This window comes from Collinsella sp. TF09-1AT, from assembly GCF_003436895.1.
GTDB lineage: Bacteria > Actinomycetota > Coriobacteriia > Coriobacteriales > Coriobacteriaceae > Collinsella.
The window spans coordinates 1-17,394 of record NZ_QSRC01000011.1; the positions used below are offsets into that span (position 1 = coordinate 1).

The 17,394-nt window shown below is 59.5% G+C and carries 11 protein-coding genes and 1 tRNA gene; 8 read left to right on the plus strand and 4 right to left on the minus strand.

The annotated features are described in order from the left end of the window. The first annotated feature begins 185 nt into the window (after positions 1-185). The 8 genes from acpS (at position 186) to DXC90_RS08955 (ending at position 12,077) form a co-directional block, all read left to right on the plus strand. Entirely contained in the window at positions 186-725 is a 540-nt protein-coding gene (acpS, locus tag DXC90_RS08920) for a holo-ACP synthase (protein WP_006235843.1), read from the plus strand. Continuing rightward, a complete protein-coding gene (locus DXC90_RS08925; protein ID WP_117735671.1) occupies positions 726-2,342 on the plus strand; it encodes an NAD(P)H-hydrate dehydratase in 1,617 nt (538 codons plus the stop codon). 2 nt (positions 2,343-2,344) lie between these two features. Further along, positions 2,345-3,490 (plus strand): alanine racemase, encoded by a 1,146-nt coding sequence (gene alr, locus DXC90_RS08930; protein WP_117735672.1) that lies wholly within the window; start codon positions 2,345-2,347, stop codon positions 3,488-3,490. Positions 3,491-3,498: 8 nt separating this feature from the next. Next, positions 3,499-4,119, plus strand: a complete 621-nt coding sequence (locus DXC90_RS08935; RefSeq protein WP_006235848.1) for a uracil-DNA glycosylase — start codon at positions 3,499-3,501, stop codon at positions 4,117-4,119. Positions 4,120-4,131: 12 nt separating this feature from the next. Next, positions 4,132-4,638, plus strand: a complete 507-nt coding sequence (gene tsaE, locus DXC90_RS08940; protein ID WP_117735673.1) for a tRNA (adenosine(37)-N6)-threonylcarbamoyltransferase complex ATPase subunit type 1 TsaE — start codon at positions 4,132-4,134, stop codon at positions 4,636-4,638. Next, complete coding sequence (gene tsaD / locus DXC90_RS08945; RefSeq protein ID WP_117735674.1) at positions 4,625-7,009, plus strand: tRNA (adenosine(37)-N6)-threonylcarbamoyltransferase complex transferase subunit TsaD; 2,385 nt, start codon at positions 4,625-4,627, stop codon at positions 7,007-7,009. The genes tsaE and tsaD overlap by 14 nt, the downstream gene beginning before the upstream one ends. An 814-nt stretch (positions 7,010-7,823) precedes the next feature. Beyond that, on the plus strand, positions 7,824-9,713 hold the full coding sequence (locus tag DXC90_RS08950; protein WP_117735675.1) for a carbon starvation protein A: 1,890 nt from the start codon (positions 7,824-7,826) through the stop codon (positions 9,711-9,713). Positions 9,714-9,896: 183 nt separating this feature from the next. Beyond that, positions 9,897-12,077, plus strand: coding sequence for a hypothetical protein (locus DXC90_RS08955; RefSeq protein WP_117735676.1), 2,181 nt, complete (start codon positions 9,897-9,899; stop codon positions 12,075-12,077). Between the two features lie 433 nt (positions 12,078-12,510). Here the strand turns inward: DXC90_RS08955 and DXC90_RS08960 are convergent. The 4 genes from DXC90_RS08960 to DXC90_RS08975 all read right to left on the minus strand — a co-directional run bounded on the left by DXC90_RS08960 (position 12,511) and on the right by DXC90_RS08975 (position 17,259). After that, positions 12,511-12,585: transfer RNA gene (locus tag DXC90_RS08960), tRNA-Gln, on the minus strand. 38 nt (positions 12,586-12,623) lie between these two features. Continuing rightward, positions 12,624-13,529: a peptidoglycan-binding protein gene (locus DXC90_RS08965; RefSeq protein WP_199406666.1), complete on the minus strand. Its 906-nt coding sequence runs from the start codon at positions 13,527-13,529 to the stop codon at positions 12,624-12,626. 138 nt (positions 13,530-13,667) lie between these two features. Continuing rightward, positions 13,668-14,681: a polyprenyl synthetase family protein gene (locus DXC90_RS08970; RefSeq protein WP_117735677.1), complete on the minus strand. Its 1,014-nt coding sequence runs from the start codon at positions 14,679-14,681 to the stop codon at positions 13,668-13,670. Positions 14,682-14,808: 127 nt separating this feature from the next. Next, positions 14,809-17,259 carry a PTS transporter subunit EIIC gene (locus DXC90_RS08975; RefSeq protein WP_117735678.1) on the minus strand — a complete coding sequence of 817 codons (2,451 nt, stop codon included), beginning with the start codon at positions 17,257-17,259 and terminating at the stop codon, positions 14,809-14,811. Positions 17,260-17,394: the final 135 nt, after the last annotated feature.

Here is a 17,394-nt window from a genome sequence, read left to right on the forward strand (position 1 = left end):
GCCGCTGACCGGTGGACGGCACCGAGCCGTACGCTTGAACTTAAAAGGGGGAGGCCTCGCGGCCTCCCCCTTCTTTGCGTTTACGGGCTTTTGTCTCACATAGTAGCTGTGTATTATAACCCTCGTTTGTCGCATCTTCTGCGAACGGGCTACAATAACTTAGTCTGTGCGATATGGAGGTGAACATGGCTGAAGCTGGTATCGGCGTTGATATCGTCGAGATTTCCCGCATGAAATCAATACTTGAAAAGACGCCGTCGTTTGCTCGGCGTGTGTTTACCGAAGAAGAGCGTGCGTATTGCGATGCATCATCGCGTCCCGCTGCTCACTATGCCAGCCGCTTTGCTTCGCGCGAGGCGGTACTTAAAGCTCTCGGCACGGGTTTTAGTCAAGGCGTTGGTCGCAAGGATGTTTCGGTTACGCGTGATAAACTCGGCAAACCGAAGGCGCTGCTTTCGGGCCGTGCTCTCGAGATCGCTCAAGAGCTGGGTGTTGTTGAGGTCGCTCTTTCCATTACGCTTACAGGAGACTTAGCCGTTGCGAATGCCATCGCAATTACCGAAGATGCTCGGCCTAAGCCAAAAGAGGAAAAGGTGAGTACCAAGAAACGCGTAGCGCAGACATTTAAAGAGGCTCGCTCTGTTTTAGATGAGCTTGAGCAGCTGCAGAATTCAGCATTGACGGAGCACCTGGGCGATGCTTCGCAAGATACGCTAGGAGCATAGATGAAACCGGTTTTGAGTACCGAAGAAGTCGTTCGTCTCGAGGACATCATCGAACGCGAAGGGACTTCGAAGGCCGAGCTTATGGAGCTAGCGGGTGAGTTTGCCGCCAACGAGGTCTTGAAGCTCAATCCCGATCGGGTTCTCGTTCTGGTCGGTTTTGGTAATAATGGCGGCGACGGTTGGGTTGCCGCCGATATTCTGAGCCATAAGGGTGTGGACGTCGATATCGTTTCTCCGGTTGAGCCGGATGAGATTCCTGCTGCTCTGGCGCGTCATGTTGCTCGTCGTACTGCCGGCCGCGATGTGCACGTTTGTGTCGGCCCCTCGCGTGACGAACTCGAGGTTTTGATCGATAAGGCCGATGTTGTTGTCGATGCCATTTTTGGTACCGGATTCCACGGGAATCTGCGAGCGCCGTTCTCCATTTGGATTCCTACGGTCAATGAATGCGCCGATTGCGTCGTATCCATTGATGTCCCCTCGGGCTTGAATGCCGAGACGGGCGTTGTTGATGACGACTGCATTCGTGCCGAGCGTACGGTGACGATGATTGCGCCCAAGATTGGTCTGTATAGCGCTGATGGCCCTGAGTACGCTGGTGATTTGATCTGCGGCAATCTTTACGACCGTCTTGACGAGGTCATCGATGATGTCGACCACGCCGCCGAGATTGTTGAGCCCGGTGATTTAGTTGATTTCTTTGCTCCACTGCCTACGAATATCGATAAGTATTCCCGTGGCTCTGTGCTTATTGTCGCCGGATCTGCGCAATATCCTGGTGCTGCCATTATGGCGGCTAAGTCTGCAGCTCGCGCGGGTGCTGGTTACGTGGCAGTCGCGGCTCCTGACGCCTGCGCCAATCTTATTCGCATGGCACTTCCTTCGATTCCCGTCTTTGCTATTCCGTCTGATTCCCGCGGCTCCTTTGGCGCCGCTGCGCGCATGACGGTGTGCGAGATTGCAAAGAAGTACAGCTGCGTGCTGTGCGGTCCCGGTATGACGACGTCTGCCGGCGCTATGCAGGTGGTTTCGGGCTTGCTTGAGCTTGATGTGCCGCTTATTTTGGACGCCGATGCACTCAACTGCCTTGCTAAGATTGCCATTGACGGTATTGATAGTAACCCCGAGATGTATCGTCGCGAGCAGCCGTTGGTTATGACACCGCACTATCGTGAGCTTTCGCGTCTGGTTGCCGGTGACGAGGTGAACGACCTTGGTACCGCGATTGCAGCCGCGCAGAAGGTTGTCTGGGCTGCAGGCTCCGACAATCTGGTGGTCATTGCCAAGGGGCCGACGACGGCTATCTGTGGTGTTGAGCGCGTGCTGCTGCCACTTTCGGGTCCGGCTTCTCTGGCAACTGCCGGTTCGGGTGATGTTCTGGCGGGTATTTTGGCCGGCACGCTTGCCACCATGCGCGACGAGATGGATCGTTGGGAGTTGCTGTATTCGTACGCCGTCGCACTTCACAGCTACGCCGGTTTTGCCGCGGCGACGGAGTATGGTGAGAAGAGCGTTATCGCAACCGATCTTATCGACTTGATCGGTCCTGCCATGGAGCTGGCGGCAAAGGACGCGCTCGAAGATCTGGGAATCATGGACGAAGGGTCGGATGACTAATCATGAATAAAGCCGATTTGACGCGCTGGTCCTGGGTCGAGATCGACCGCGGGGCGCTCCGTCGCAACACGAGGGCCTATAAGAACTTGTTGAATCCGCGTCAGCGCCTGTGCTGCGTGGTCAAGGCCGATGCTTATGGTCATGGAGCTGTTGAGTGCGCCAAGATCATGTATTCGGCCGGTGCCGACATGTTTGCCGTGGCGACGGTTAACGAGGGCGTTGAGCTCCGACAGGGCGGGATTGCGAAACCCATCCTCATCCTAAGCGAGCCGCCTATCGAGGCCATTCCGACGTTGCTCGAGTTTGATATCATGCCCTCGGTCTATACGTCCGACTTTGCTCTTGCGTATGGCGAATGTGCCGTCGCGGCGGGCAAGGTGGGCAAGTACCATCTTGCCATCGAGACGGGCATGAATCGTATCGGCGTTCACTACACACAGGTGCTCGACTTTGTACGCGGCATCAGTTTCCATCGCGGTATTCAGTGCGACGGCGTATTTACGCACTTCGCCACGGCCGATGAACCTTCGGGCTGGGACTACAAGCTGCAGTGTCAGCGCTTTACCGAGGCCGTTCAGGCCATTAAGGATGCGGGTTTTGAGTGCGGTATCGTGCACTGCGCCAACACGCCGTCCTCGATGCTCGACCCCTCGATGCATTTTGATATGATCCGCGCCGGCGTTGGCTTGTATGGCATGCAGCCGTGCGAGCTGAGTGGCCGCGTGATGCAGCTTGATCCCGTTATGAGCGTCCATGCGCGTGTGACGCGCGTGGCACACCCTGCGATGGGTGAGGGCGTGGGCTACGGTTTTACCTACCGCGTACCGCGTACGCGCGTTCAGATCTGCACGCTGCCGATCGGTTATGCCGATGGCCTATCGCGTACGCTTTCCAATCGTATGGATGTGCTGTATCGCGGCGAGCGTGTGCATCAGGTTGGCAATATCTGCATGGACCAGTTTATGGTCGCCATTCAGTCCAACCCGGCACACGAGATTCCCGAGGCCGAGTATGGTGACGAGATGATCATTGTCGGCCGCGATGGCGATGCCGAGATCACTATGGACGAGATGGCCCGACTGCGCGGAACGATTAACTACGAGGTCGCCTGCGGCTTTGGCATGCGTCTCGACAAGGTCTACGTGTAGGAGCCGCTATGGGCGTCATGCACATCCCCGGCCATACCCATCAGGCACCACGTGAGGTCGCACTCGAGGAAATTGAGGCCGTTCTGGGCGATTGTCACCTCTGCCAGCTCTACCAGTCGCGTCACAATATCGTGTTTGGTGTGGGAAACCCCCGCGCTCGCGTGATGTTTATTGGTGAGGCGCCGGGCCGCAATGAGGATTTGCAGGGCGAGCCCTTTGTGGGGGCGGCAGGCGAGGACCTCAACGGCATTTTGTCGCTGGCGGGCCTCAAACGCGAAGACGTCTACATTGCCAACGTGCTTAAGTGCCGCCCGCCGGGAAACCGCAATCCGCGTCCCGAGGAAGTGCTGGCTTGCTCGCCGTTTTTGCGTGAGCAGATTCGAAGCATCTGGCCCGATATTATCGTGACGCTCGGCAACCCCGCGACGCACTTTGTGCTTAAGACCGAGATTGGCATTACTAAGCTGCGCGGCAGGTTCCACCAGATGGGGCATTTTGTAGTAATGCCCACGTTCCATCCGGCAGCAGCGCTGCGCAATCCGGCGTGGCAGGAGCTGCTGGAGGAAGACTTTAAGATGCTGGGCGACTATCTGGAGCGACATCCCGCACCAGAGGACGCCTCGGAATAATAAGGAGCATATATGTCCCTGGAGCGCCTGGGGGTAGGTACTTACAAAACGACTTGCGCTGCCGATACGGAGTACTTTGGCGAGCTAATTGCACCGTGCCTTGAGGACGGCGATGTGCTCATCCTGACCGGTGGCCTGGGAGTGGGCAAAACTCACTTTACCAAGGGCGTCTCGCGCGGGCTGGGCGATGAGCATATGGTTACGAGCCCTACGTTTGCGCTCATGGCCGTTCACGATCAAGGTCGTATTCCGCTGTTTCACTTTGATCTATACCGCCTGGAGCATGCCTACGAGCTCGAGGATACGGGCATTTTCGATGTGCTGGGCTATGAGGGTGCTTGCTTGCTGGAATGGGGCGAACAATTCCAGGACGAGCTGACGGATGAGTATCTTTCGGTGACGCTCAAGCGTGATGAGGGCGACAGCGATGTGCGAACGATAACGCTCGAGGCACACGGTGACCGCGCAATGGAGCTTTCCCATTTGATTGATAAGGCTGTACAAGATGAGCTTGCATAACGACAACGCGCTGGTGGTGGCGCTCGATACCTCGACCGACATGCTTGCCTGCGCGGCAAGCTGGATTGATGGGCAGACGGGCGAGACGAAGCTCGTGAGTGGCGACCACATGTGTCGCCGTCACGCCAACGTTGAGCTCGTGAATACCGTTGATGGCGTGCTGGCTCAAGCCGGTCTGGATCGCAGCGATGTTGGTTACTACGTGGTCGGCCGCGGCCCGGGGTCGTTTACGGGTGTGCGCATCGGCATCTCCACTGCCAAGGGCCTCGCACGTGGTGCCAATGTTCCACTGCTGGGCGTGTCGACGCTCGACGCTTGCGCTTGGACGGCGTGGAAGGCTGGCGTGCGCGGCAAGCTTGGTATCTTGGCCGATGCCATGCGCGGTGAGGTATATCCGGCACTATATATGCTGGGCGATGAGGGTCCCGAGCGTCAATTTGAGCGCGAACACGTGGTCAAGGCCGCCGTGGCGCTCGATGAGTGGCGCCGAGCAGCGGACTGGGACCAGGTTCAGCTGACCGGTGACGGTCTCGTGCGCTATGGCAAGCTGCTGGGTGAGGACGAGACCGCCCGCTGCGTGGAGCGCGACCTGTGGTGGCCTTCGGGCGAGGGCTTGCTGCTCGCGCACGCTGCGGGTGACGGCGATCCGGCTCGCGTCCTGCCGATTTACACGCGCCTTTCGGATGCCGAGGAAAACGAGCGCAAGCGTCTTGGTCTTGCCGAGAGTGCGCAGAGCGAAATTACGGGCGTTGCCGATGAGCTCGCCGGTCGTCATCTGCAGTTCCGTCCCATGGGCGCGGCGGATGCCGAGGGCGCGAGCGCGCTAGAGGCTGCCTGCTTTGAAGGTGCCGGACACGAGGCGTGGACGCCGGGCATGTTCCTGTCCGAACTGGGCGAGGACGTCGCTGCGCCGCGCAGTTGGTGGGTGGCACACGACGACGGCAAGCTGCTGGGCCTTGCCGGCGGTATGGTCGTGGACGGTGATGTGCAGATTCTGGATGTCGCCGTCGATCCGACTCATCGCCGTGAGGGTATCGCCCGCAAGCTTCTGTCGCACGTGAGCTATGACGCGCAGATGCTCGGCTGCACCACGGCTTCGCTTGAGGTTGAGGACGGCAACGAGGGCGCAATTGCACTCTATGCCGCCCTGGGCTTTACCGAGGCGGGTCGTCGCCGTGGCTACTACGGTGCCGGCAAGGATGCCATCGTCATGACGGCGCCGCTGCCCCTGGTGCTTCCGGTCGACAATGCTTCGCCGGAGCCGACGGCGGCAGAGCAGCGCGTATGGCCGCTGCCTGCGCCTGGGCGCTCCGAGGGGGAGCGTGCCGAAATTGAGCGCCGCCACCTAGTGCTCGCTATCGAGAGTTCCTGCGACGAGACGGCCGTGGCGATAATCGATGCAGATGGCAATATGCTGGCCAACCAGGTGTCGACACAGATTGATTTTCACGCCCGCTTTGGCGGCGTGGTGCCCGAGATCGCCTCGCGCAAGCACGTTGAGGTGATTGTGAGTGTCGTGGATGCGGCGCTCGAGGATGCCGCAGCATCGCTGGGCCTTACGGGCGGAGCCATTGCACCAAGTGAGCTTGCCGCCGTGGGCGTGACGCAGGGTCCGGGCCTGGTGGGCGCGCTCGTGGTTGGCGTCGCCTTCGCCAAAGGCTTTGCCTACGCTGCCGGCAAGCCGCTCGTGTGCGTCAACCATCTGGAGGGGCACCTGTTTGCCAACTTGCTAGCGCAGCCCGACCTCAAGCCGCCGTTCATCTTCACGCTTGTCTCGGGCGGGCACACCATGCTCGTGCACGTGAAGGCATGGGGCGACTACGAGGTACTTGGTGAGACACTCGACGATGCTGTGGGCGAGGCCTTCGACAAGGTAGCCAAGGCGTTGGGTCTGGGCTATCCCGGTGGCCCCATCATCTCTAAGCTGGCCGAGACGGGCAACCCCAAGGCGATCGATTTCCCCCGTGCGCTTAACAGCAGGGGAGACTATCGCTTCTCGCTTTCGGGCCTTAAAACCGCTGTGACGCTCTACATTGAACAGGAGACCAAGGCCGGGCGCACGATTCACCTGCCCGATCTGGCAGCTTCGTTTGAGGCAGCTGTCTTTGACGTGCAGTACAAGAAGGCCAAAAACGCATTGCACGCTACCGGATGCAAGGAATACTGCATCGGTGGCGGCGTCTCGGCCAACCCGCATCTGCGCGAGATGATGATCAAGAAGCTTGGACGTCAGGGGATTCGCGTAACGGTGCCGCCTCTCTCGGCATGCACCGATAACGCCGCCATGATCGCGGAGGTCGCTCGCCGTAAATTCGACCGAGGAGAAATCTCGCCGTTCGACGTCGACGCCGATCCGAACATGACGCTGTAGTCGTGCTCGTGCGGTCCCCGGCGCTGCCCGGGCGCCAGCGGCCACATATGAACTTTCCTGCTCGGACAGTCCTGCTCACGACGGAGGCCACATTAAGTGGCCTCCTGTTCGTGCGGAACTCGCGATAAAGTTCATATGTGGCCGCTGGCGCCCGGGCAGTGCCGGGGACCTTTCTGTCCCGATGCGGCGTGGGGGTTCGTTTGGCGTCGACAGCGTCCGGCGAGGGTGACCTGCCAGTGTCGAATTTCCGGCGTTCTTGAGCTGAAAGAAAAAGATGGCATGCGGAGCTTTGCTCCGCATTTGGGATGGGAGCCCCTCGGGAGCGGGCGGGCGTATACAAGGTTTATCGCGAGTTCCGCACGAGCCGGAGAGCACTTAATGTGCTCTCCGTGCGAGCAGGACTGTAGAGCAGGAAACCTTGTATACGCCCGCCCGCTCCCGAGGGACATCTGTCATGCAAAAACTTTTGTCGGGTAAAGTCCGAGGTCAGTGGCGTTCTATACCGTAAATTTCAAAAAAGTTGAAAATTCATTACATTTGTACGTTGACTTTAGGTAACTAAAGTTTCATACTGCTTTTCATCCACTGGGGGATGTGAACACGCACGGAACGTTCACATCATGATCGAAGAGGATTTCTTAGACATGTTCACGCATCAGCTAAACATTATCAGCGTAGTAATTATCTGATGCGGGTTAGCACATACAGCTAGCCCGTACGATAACGGGCGGCTGATGAAGATGAGGGCCGTCGAGCGCAACCGACGGCCCTCATTTTTTATGTCTAGGAAGTTCTTTTTAGAGGAGGAAATGTAATGAACGGAGTTTTGCTCATGGTTGTGGCCGCGGCGGTGCTCGTCTGCGGCTATCTGGGCTACGGCCGCTGGCTGGCCAACAAGTGGGGCGTCGACAAGGACGCCCTCACGCCGGCCAAGCGCATGAAGGACGGCAAGAGCTTCTCGCCCGTTTCCGCCTTCACCGCGTTCTCGCACCAGTTCAGCTCGATCTGCGGTGCCGGCCCTGTCACGGGCACGATTGTCGCCATGGCCTTTGGCTGGCTGCCCGTCGTGCTTTGGGTTCTCGTCGGCGGCATCTTCTTTGGCGCCGTCCACGACTTTGGCGCCCTGTACGCCTCGATGAAGAACAACGGCAAGTCCCTGGCTCAGCTCATCGAGAAGTACATCGGCAAGACCGGTCGTCGCCTGTTCCTGCTGTTCTGCTGGCTGTTCTGCATCATCGTCATCGCCGCTTTCACCGACATGGTCTGCAAGACGTTCATGTTCACCCCGGCCGTTGACGCTTCTGGTGCTGCTACCGGTGCCATCGACTTCACCAAGTCCTATGCCGCCGGCTGCGCTGGTACCATCTCCATCCTGTTCACCTTCGTCGCGATCGCCTTTGGTTGGGCTCAGAAGAAGTTCAACCTCACCGGCGCTGCCGAGTTCGTCACCGGCGTGGTGCTCATGGTTCTCATGTTTGCCGTCGGTATGCAGTTCCCGGTCTACCTGGATAAGTTCCAGTGGTTCGCCGTCGTCATGGTCTACCTGGTCTTTGCCGGCGCCATGCCCATCCAGATGCTCAAGACCCCGCGTGACTACCTCACCTCGATCATGATGATCGTCATGATCGCCTGCGCTGTCCTCGGCATCGTCGTCCTGGGCGTCAACGGCCAGGCCACTATCACCGCTCCGGCCTTTACCGGCTTCTCTAGCGCTTCTGGCATGATGTTCCCGGTCCTGTTTGTCTCTGTCGCCTGCGGTGCTCTCTCTGGTTTCCACAGCCTCGTTTCTTCCGGTACTTCCTCTAAGCAGGTCGAGAAGGAGCGGGACGCCGTCAAGGTTGGTTACGGCGCCATGATCGTCGAGTCCTTCGTCGGCATCCTTGCCATCATCGTCGCCGGCATCATGTTCTCCGACATGAACACCGCCGGTACCGGCGCCCTCAACGCCGGCGTCGCTTCCACCCCGTTCCAGATCTTCGCCGCTGGCATCTCCCGCGGTATGCAGGCCTTCGGCGTTGACGGCACGCTCGCAACCGTCTTCATGACCATGAACGTCTCCGCACTGGCCCTGACCTCGCTCGACGCCGTCGCCCGCATCGCCCGCACCTCTTTCTCCGAGTTCTTTGCCCAGACCAACGACGCCTTGGCCATCGAGTCCAAGGCCGGCTACATGAAGGTCCTCGGCAACCCCTGGTTCGCCACGGTCGTTACCCTGCTTCCTGGCCTCGCCCTCGCCTTTGGTGGCTATGCCAACATCTGGCCGCTCTTTGGTGCTTCCAACCAGCTGCTCGGCGGTATGACCATGATCACTCTCGCCGTGTTCTGCAAGTGCACCGGCCGCAAGGGCTGGATGCTCTACGTGCCCGTCGCCTTCCTGCTCTGCTGCACCTTCACCTCGCTGGTCCAGAGCGCCATGGGCTGCATGACCGCCGTCCAGGCCTACGGCTTCTTCGGTACCATCCCGGCTACCACCACCACGGCCGCCGTCTCCGTCGCCGCCACCAAGGGTCTGCAGCTCGTCTTTGCCGTCCTGCTGATGGTCCTGGGCCTCATCGTTGCCGTCAACTGCCTCAAGGAGTTCTTCGGCAAGGAGGCTGGCTCCATGCCCGACGAGGAGCCCGAGTGGTCCGAGATGGGCAAGGCCGAGTATGGCCGTGCCTCTGCTGCCGAGGCTCCCGCCGACGCCGCTGCCCAGAACGCCTAGTTCTTGGATCTCTATAGAGTACTAGGCTCATTGGCTTGGAAAGACCGGGTCCGCAACTGCGCGGGCTCGGTCTTTTTTCGTGCAAAAGCGAGCGACGCTCGAGTGCTCTCGCAGATGTTTTGCGTGGATAGGGGCGCGCGTTGTACCATATGGACGTATATGTGTACATATGAAAGGGGCCCCGTGGCCAAGACGGTATATTCCGATAATCAAAACAATGTCGATGCTCTGGCCGAGCGTTTGAGCAGCCAGACGTCGCTTTCTGCTGAGCGCGCCAAGCTGGTTGCCTATGACCTGCTCTGCCGCAAGGCGCTCAAGATCAAGTCGAGCGCGCTGGCGCAGATTTTCCGCTCCGTCGATAAGGAATGCGACACCAAGGCGATGCGCGACGAGCTTATCGCGGCAAAGATCGTCACCAAGATTGAGGGCAGCGGCATTAACGGGCGCCCGGCGTTCTATACCATCAATGCCGAGATTCGCGATGCCCAGGAGCAGCCTGTCGAGTCCGTCGAAGATTTTGTCGTCGAGGATTCCGCTGACGTGCCCGCTGTGGAAGAAGTTGCTCCGCGTGAGCATGTCGATACCGATGAGTTGCTCGATGAGAACGTCGTGCGTGCCTTTACGGCCAAGGCGGGACGCGGCGGTTTTGGCGGGGGTGGCAAGCGCGATGCGCAGCGCCGCGCCCAGCAGGAGCGCTTCCGCCGCGCCGTTGCTCAAAAGGGTGAGACGGATGCCGAGGCTGTCGAGGAAAAGCCCGTCAGGATGCAGGAGTCGACTCGCACTCAAGAGCATGCTGAGATCCAGGAGCCCAAGCGTCGCCGCGGTGCGCATTTTAGGGCCGAGCAGCAGGATGTTGCGCTCGAGGCCGAAGAGACTGCCGAGGTTGCGGACGATTCCGAGAAGCCGGCCAAGAAGGCCTCAGACTCGTGTCGTCCCGGTCGCGGCTTTGCAGGTCGCGCGTATCCCGTAAAGCGCCAGGAGAAGGTTAATCAGGTTCCGGAGGTGCGGGCCGAGAAGGCCGTGAAGCCTGTCGAGGCGGAAGTTCGTGAACAGAAGCCTGTTGATGAGCATGTTGCGTCCGATACGGAGACCCAGGGCCAGCAGTCTACTGATGGGCAGACGGAGCAGGGCGCGTCGAGCAAGCCTCGCCGCCGTCGCCATCGTGGGGGCTGCAGTTCCCATGCCGAGACTGCAACCGAGAAGATCACGCCGCAGGACGAGGATGTGAAGGCCAAGGTTTCTGCGGGGCAGCCAAAGCGCCGGCCAGCGAAGGAGAGCAAGTCCGATCGTCCGCAGAAGCAGGCGTCTATGCCGAAGCGCGAGTGCAATTCCCAAGGCGATTCTAAGCGCAAGTCTCAGAAGAAGCCGGAGTCTGCCGCAGTAGATACTGCTGCCCAGCAGCCCGAGTCGGCCGCCCACGGCGAGGTCTCGGCGTTTGCCCTTGCCCGCGTTTTGGGCAGGCAGCTGCTCAAAGTTGTCCCTACGCCTATGGCGCTCTCTAAGATCAAGGAGCAGCAGACACAGATCGTTAAGGTCGAGGGCAAGGACGGCAAAATGGCTCCGCAGCGCGCTCAGCACAACGAGATGTCCAACCGCAAGATTGCCGAGGAGATTGCGATCATCCAGGCTTGGATTGAGCAGAATCGTGGTGCCGACACGCCGGTCGCTTCGCGTCGCCAGCGTGCCTACCAGATCTTTAACGACGAGAAGGCCTTTGACGGTAAGCACGGTGAGCGCCTGATTAAGCGCATGGCCGAAAAGGGCATCAGCATGCAGGCGATTAAGGTTGCCCCCAACCGCCCCGTGCACTTTACGGGTTTCTTTACGCTGGGCGCCGACAAGCCGTTCATTATGGTCGAGAACCTGGACACCTACGACGAGATCGTCAAGCTCCTGCGCGGCCGCAAGCACGCCAAGCTCTTTGGCATCAAGGTGGGCGGCGTGATTTTTGGCGGCGGGTGCAAGGCGAGTGTCTCTCACGCGCTGGATGATTATCTGGCCGAGATCGGCTACCGCTTTAACTACGTCTACTACGTAGGCGATATCGATCGCGAGGGCGCGCGCATCGTCGAGCAGACTCGCAATGCCAATGTGGTTGAGATTCGCCTGCATGCCGGCATGTACCGCGCCATGCTCGCCGAGCATAAGCGTCGCGTGAAGGCCGGTGGCGAGTGCGAGCCCGCGGCTGCCAACCAGGGCGTGCCGCAGAACCTGGCGGCCACGATCAAAGACCTGCCCATGGTTACGCGCGTGCAGTTCCGCAACGTGCTGCGCGAAGGCGGGCGCATTCCGCAGGAGATCCTGATGACCGCAGACTATCGGGATGGCGACTCGGGAAGCTTCGACCGCATGCTGAACAATTAGTTCCGCCGGCCCCGGGAGAGCGGGGACACCGACTTAGGTTTCCTGCTCTAGAGTCCTGCTCACGATGGAGGCCACATTAAGTGGCCTCCTGTTCGTGCGGAACTGGGCTGATATTTTCTAGATGTAAGGCGCTCTTGGTTCTAATGGGCTTGGGGCGCCTGTATTTTGAGGGTGGATTTTTGGGACATGCCTGAAAATCTACCTTTTGCAACTTCTCGTTCTGTAGGAGAAGCTGTGACCGGCACTTTGGGAGCGTCCCTAAGTGCCGGTTTGGCTGGAAAGTCGAGATGCGGGGAGCCCGTTCGCTCCTTGCGTGCTGTGCTGGAAAACGCTTCGCGTTTCCTCAGCTCCGCACCCTTGCGGGTTCGAATCCCTCCGTTTGCTCACAAGAAAGCGCCCTGGGCTGATGAAAGCTCAGGGCGCTCAGTTACCTTGGCTGGGACGGAGGGATTCGAACCCCCAACAGCCGGCACCAAAAACCGGAGTTCTACCGTTGAACTACGTCCCAATGTGTGGTGTTGCCCAAAAGCAACTCGTCTAGTTTACCTAATCTGCGAGGGCATCGCAAACGCCATCGAGCAGGCGTACGGCGAGCGTCTGCGCGTCGCTGGCCGTGAAGGTGCCGTTGTAGCGCGTCATGCCCGTGAGCTCAATGCGAATGCGAGCCGGCTTCTGCTGCGCGGCGACATTGGCGGTGCGGATGCGCTGGGCCAGGTTGTGGCACTCGGCGAGGGCAATCGTGGCGCGCGGTGCGGCGTCGGCGGGCAGCTCGTCGCTTGCGATTTCGAGCACCAGGTCAACGTCGGTTGGGACCTCGGAGTCGCAGAGCATCATGCCGCTGTTGTCGGTCGTTGCCGTGGCGATATTCCACATGCGCGACGCAACGCTGCGTGCGATGGGGTCCTCGCCGATAACGGCAATCTGAAAGCGCTCAAGCACATTGGCGGCACGGGCAAAACCGATACGCGACTCGGCCTCGGTGACCGAGGGCTTACCCTCCCACACATGGTGCAGGCGGTTGATGTAGGCGTAGGTGTCCTGGAAGGCCATGCCGTCGGCAAACAGACCGACATTTTCCTGGAACTGCTGCAGGGCGGCCTCGGTATGCGGGCCAAAGTAGCCGTCGTCCTCGCCGCAGGCAAAGCCCAAAACGTTCAGAGCGCGCTGCAGGGCCTGCACATCGGCGCCATGGAAATTGGGCATGCGCAGATAGAGGGTGCGGTCGCCCAGCTTATACGAGGCGTCGACCAGGGCGCTCCAGCAGGGGATATCGACGGCGCTGCCGGCGGCAAGGCCGCTATCGAGCCTAAAGGTGCCAACAGCCTGCTCGGTGGTGGTGCCAAAGCGCTTGTCGGCGACCTCGGCGTCGTCGATTGTATAGCCGAGCTGCAGAAGGCGGGACTGGACGTCCTCGACGGCTGCTCCCTGCATGCCCGTAGTAATAGGTTCCATGAACGAACCCCTTTCGGCGTACCATTCGTACTATTTGAGCGTGTGTCGGATAGACAACGCAAAGGGATGCATAAACATGCACTCAACAGTGTAGCAAGTTGTACCCAAATACGCTGCTGACAGGTTTTATAACCCCCGCTAGTTAAGGCGCTCCACAAAGAAATCTGCCATGGAGAGGAATAGCTCGCGTGCATGCGGGTCGAGCTCGACGCCTTCGATGGCGGCCTTGGCCTTAGCGGTCAGGTCCAGCGCGTAGGTGTGGGCGTAATCGATGGAGCCGGTCTCCTGGAAGATCTCCACGGCGCGTGCGAGCTGCGCGGGATCATCGGTGCCCGAGGAAAGAATCGCCTCGACCTCGTTGTGGTGGCGCTCATCAGAGAGGGCGTGTACGGCGACGAGCGTACGCTTGCCCTCGGTGATGTCGGTACGGAAGTCCTTATTGGCGGTTTCCTTGGTGCCAACAAGGTTGAGCAGGTCGTCCTGGATTTGGAAGGCAAGACCGGTGTGCAGGCCAAAGGTGCGCAGCGCCTCGATTTGCTCATCGCTGCCGCCGCCAATAATGGCTCCGGCGGCAAGCGGCGTCGCTCCGCTGTAAAACGCGGTCTTGTGCGTCGCCATGTCCAGGTAGTCATCAACCGAGATATCAAAGCGCTCATCACGGACCCAACCCAGGTCGAGCGCTTGGCCCTCGATGGTGCGGACGATCATCTCGGTAAGCTCGTGGAGCACGCGCACCTTCACGTTGGACTCCAGCGTGGGGTCGTCGAGAACCGTCTTGGTGACCATGGTGAGCGCTAGGTCGCCACAATTGATGGCAAGGCCCGTGCCCTCGGTAAGGTGCATGCAGGGCTTGCCTCGACGAAGCTGTCCGTTGTCGGCGATGTCGTCGTGGATTAGCGCGCCCGACTGGAAATGCTCGATGGCTGCCGCGGCGCTGCGGGCGCTCTCAAAGCTGCCGCCTACCGCGGTGGCGGCGAGCATGCAGATGAGCGGGCGGTGGCGCTTGCCAGCGTTTGCCGTAAATGCCGAGAGCGGGGTATACAGGTAGCGCTCGATATCGGCGGAAGTCGCCTGTCCGTCAAAGAACGTGGCCAGATAGTCGTTAATCTGGTCAAAGTGCTGGGCTAAAAAGCTAGTAAACGGACTAGACACGGGCTCTCGCATTCTTTCTGAGGTTGCATCGTTGCATTATGCAGACAACATATTGCCACATTAGGGCGTCGAGCGCGGCGGTTGAAGACGATTGGTCCATGCGGCCGCAAGTGCGGTAGGGGCTTGGCTAGATAAGCCCAAAGTGTTCGAGCGCGGTGACGACGCCGTCGTGGTCGATGCTGTCGGTGACATAGTCGGCCTTTTCCTTGAGGAAGTCCGGTGCGTTGCCCATGGCGATACCGACATCGACGGCGTTCATCAGCGAGATGTCATTGCTGGCATCACCGATGCCATACACCGTTCCATGGTTGGGGTCGAGAGCGTCGAGTACGGACTGGATACCCTCGCGCTTGGTGCATTCGCGAGGCGAAATCTCGGTCACTTCGAGCTCGAGCTCGTTAAAGCAGAGCAGCGGCTCAAACGCTTGATCCTGAGCGATGCGGTTGGCAAGCGACGTAGACATTAAGATCTTGTAGGCGCTGTAATGTTGCAGCTGCGTAATTGCATCGCCCACGGTGCGGGCGTATCCGGGGGCGTCGGGCGCATCGGCACTCATGCGAACGACGCCATTGAGTCCCTCAAAACGAATCACTTCGTCCGATTGCTCAAGAATGGGAGCAAGGCGCTGCAGCATGCCGGGCGTCATCGCCAAATCGCGAATCACGTGTCCCTCAAGTTCGACATAGCCACCCGCGAGGCAGACGATGCCGGTCCAGGGCAGCTCGAGCAGCTTTGGATGGATGCAGCTCAGCGTGCGCCCTGTGCAGATAAACGCCATATTGTCCTTGGCGACAAAATCACGGATGGCTTGCGAGACCGCTTCATTGGGATAGGGGGAGAGGTCTCGCTCGCCCTCGGGAAGCTCTTGTGCCACTCGAGGGTCTTGCCAGGCGAGTGTTCCGTCGATATCGAAGAAGCAGATATCGCCGCGCTTATGGGCTGCGCTGGCGGCAGGGGAGGCCGAGGTGGTGGGCACAAATCCCGGCTCGAGGCCCATGATCTGGTCAAAATGCTCTTTAACGCGGGGAACGGAGATGCCAATAATCACCTGGGCGGTCTTGCCCGTAATGATGAGGCCCTTGGCGCCCGCCGCGACGAAGGCTGCGTTGTCTGCGACAACGGAAGGTTCTGCGACCTCAACGCGCAGACGCGTGGCGCAATTGGTCGCTCCTACAATATTGCTAACGCCACCCAAGAGCGCAACGACTTGCTCAGCAAGCAGATGATCTTGGGATGATTGGTTGTCGGTGCCGTTTTGGGCCGCGCCTTCTTTGGCAGAGCTTTTTCCCGTCAGACGTGCGAGCGCCGCATCGCTGGCGATATGATCCTCGCGGCCTGGGGTTTTTAGGTCGAAAGCCAGAATGAGGCCCCGGAAGACCAGAAAAAAGACAGCGCTAAACATCAGACCGATACCGAGCGCCAAAAGGTAGGAGCCGGCATGCATCCGCATGAGTGGGATGAAGTTGAAGGCCGTCATTTCCATGAGACCGCCCGAGAAGATGCCGACGATGCCAAAGAAGTTCATGGTCATGGCAAGGCAGGAGGATAGGACGGCGTAGAGCAAAAAGAGTCCGGGATAGGTGAACATAAAGAGAAACTCGAGCGGCTCGGTGACGCCGCAGACCACCGAGGCGACGATGGCGGGCAAAAGGATGACCTTAAGGCCGGCGCGGCGTTCGGGTTTGGCGGTGAAATAGAATGCTGCCGCGATGGCGGGAAGGCCAAAGAGCTTGCCCCAGCCGGTGGCGGTAAAACCTGCCCAGGGCGCAAGTTCATTTAAAGGGCGCGTGCTATGGGAGAGAATGGGGAGCAGGTTGGTCCACGTGGCGTAAATACCGTCGTGAATGACCAGATTGTCGTAATAGATGGGCATATAGAGCAGATGGTGCAGCCCCATGGGCTCGAGCGCTCGCTCCAAAAACACAAAGATGCCCACGCCGAAGGGGCCGACGCCCGCAAGTGCGTGGCGCAGCGTTTCGGTCACAGCGTATGCGAAGGGCACGATGGCGGCCGAGATGGCGGCAAGGGCAAACACGGCAAAAAAGCTGATGAGGTAGACCAGCGAGGAACCCGAGAAGGTGCCGAGCCAATCGGGAACCTTGGCATCGTAGAAGTGGTCATGGATGGCGACGACGGTTGCCGACACCGCCAGCGGGCCGATAATGCCGGTGTCGAGCGTCTTGATGCCGTCGATGACGGTGATACCGCTGGCGGGGGTCAAAGATGATGGGTACTTAAGCCCAAGGTTGTCGCCGCTCAGCTTAATGATCTCGCTCAAAAAGAAGCAATAGGTAAAATAGGCCACGAGTGCCTCGAGGCAGCAGCGCGCCGGTTGCTTTTGGGCAAGACCGATAGGCAGCGCTACGGCAAAAAGGAGCGGGAGACGTTTAAAGACCGTCCACGAGCCGCGCTGGATGATGGTCCAGAAAACGTACCAAGGGGTTCCGTATACGGCGAGGTCACCGACGATGTCTACGGTCGTGGCGAGGGCGGAGATGCCGACCATGAGGCCTGATATAGAAAACAGCATGGCGGGCGCGAACATGGCTCCGCCAAAACGTTGGATTTTCTGCAGCATAATATGCCTTCCGGATGCAACATGCTGTGCGAGCAAGAACGTTTAAACAATGAACTCATTGTAGAGGACTGGCTGCTTGCCGCATTGACGGTTTTGATTCGGTCCGATTTGGGTTTCGGGGGAACCGTCGACGGT

Excerpts from the sequence above, each read along its gene's own strand:
- acpS (WP_006235843.1), top strand. The coding sequence starts at position 186 with ATGGCTGAAGCTGGTATCGGCGTTGATATCGTCGAGATTTCCCGCATG.
- DXC90_RS08925 (WP_117735671.1), top strand. The coding sequence starts at position 726 with ATGAAACCGGTTTTGAGTACCGAAGAAGTCGTTCGTCTCGAGGACATC.
- alr (WP_117735672.1), top strand. The coding sequence starts at position 2,345 with ATGAATAAAGCCGATTTGACGCGCTGGTCCTGGGTCGAGATCGACCGC.
- DXC90_RS08935 (WP_006235848.1), top strand. The coding sequence starts at position 3,499 with ATGGGCGTCATGCACATCCCCGGCCATACCCATCAGGCACCACGTGAG.
- tsaE (WP_117735673.1), top strand. The coding sequence starts at position 4,132 with ATGTCCCTGGAGCGCCTGGGGGTAGGTACTTACAAAACGACTTGCGCT.
- tsaD (WP_117735674.1), top strand. The coding sequence starts at position 4,625 with ATGAGCTTGCATAACGACAACGCGCTGGTGGTGGCGCTCGATACCTCG.
- DXC90_RS08950 (WP_117735675.1), top strand. The coding sequence starts at position 7,824 with ATGAACGGAGTTTTGCTCATGGTTGTGGCCGCGGCGGTGCTCGTCTGC.
- DXC90_RS08965 (WP_199406666.1), bottom strand. The coding sequence starts at position 13,529 with ATGGAACCTATTACTACGGGCATGCAGGGAGCAGCCGTCGAGGACGTC.
- DXC90_RS08975 (WP_117735678.1), bottom strand. The coding sequence starts at position 17,259 with ATGCTGCAGAAAATCCAACGTTTTGGCGGAGCCATGTTCGCGCCCGCC.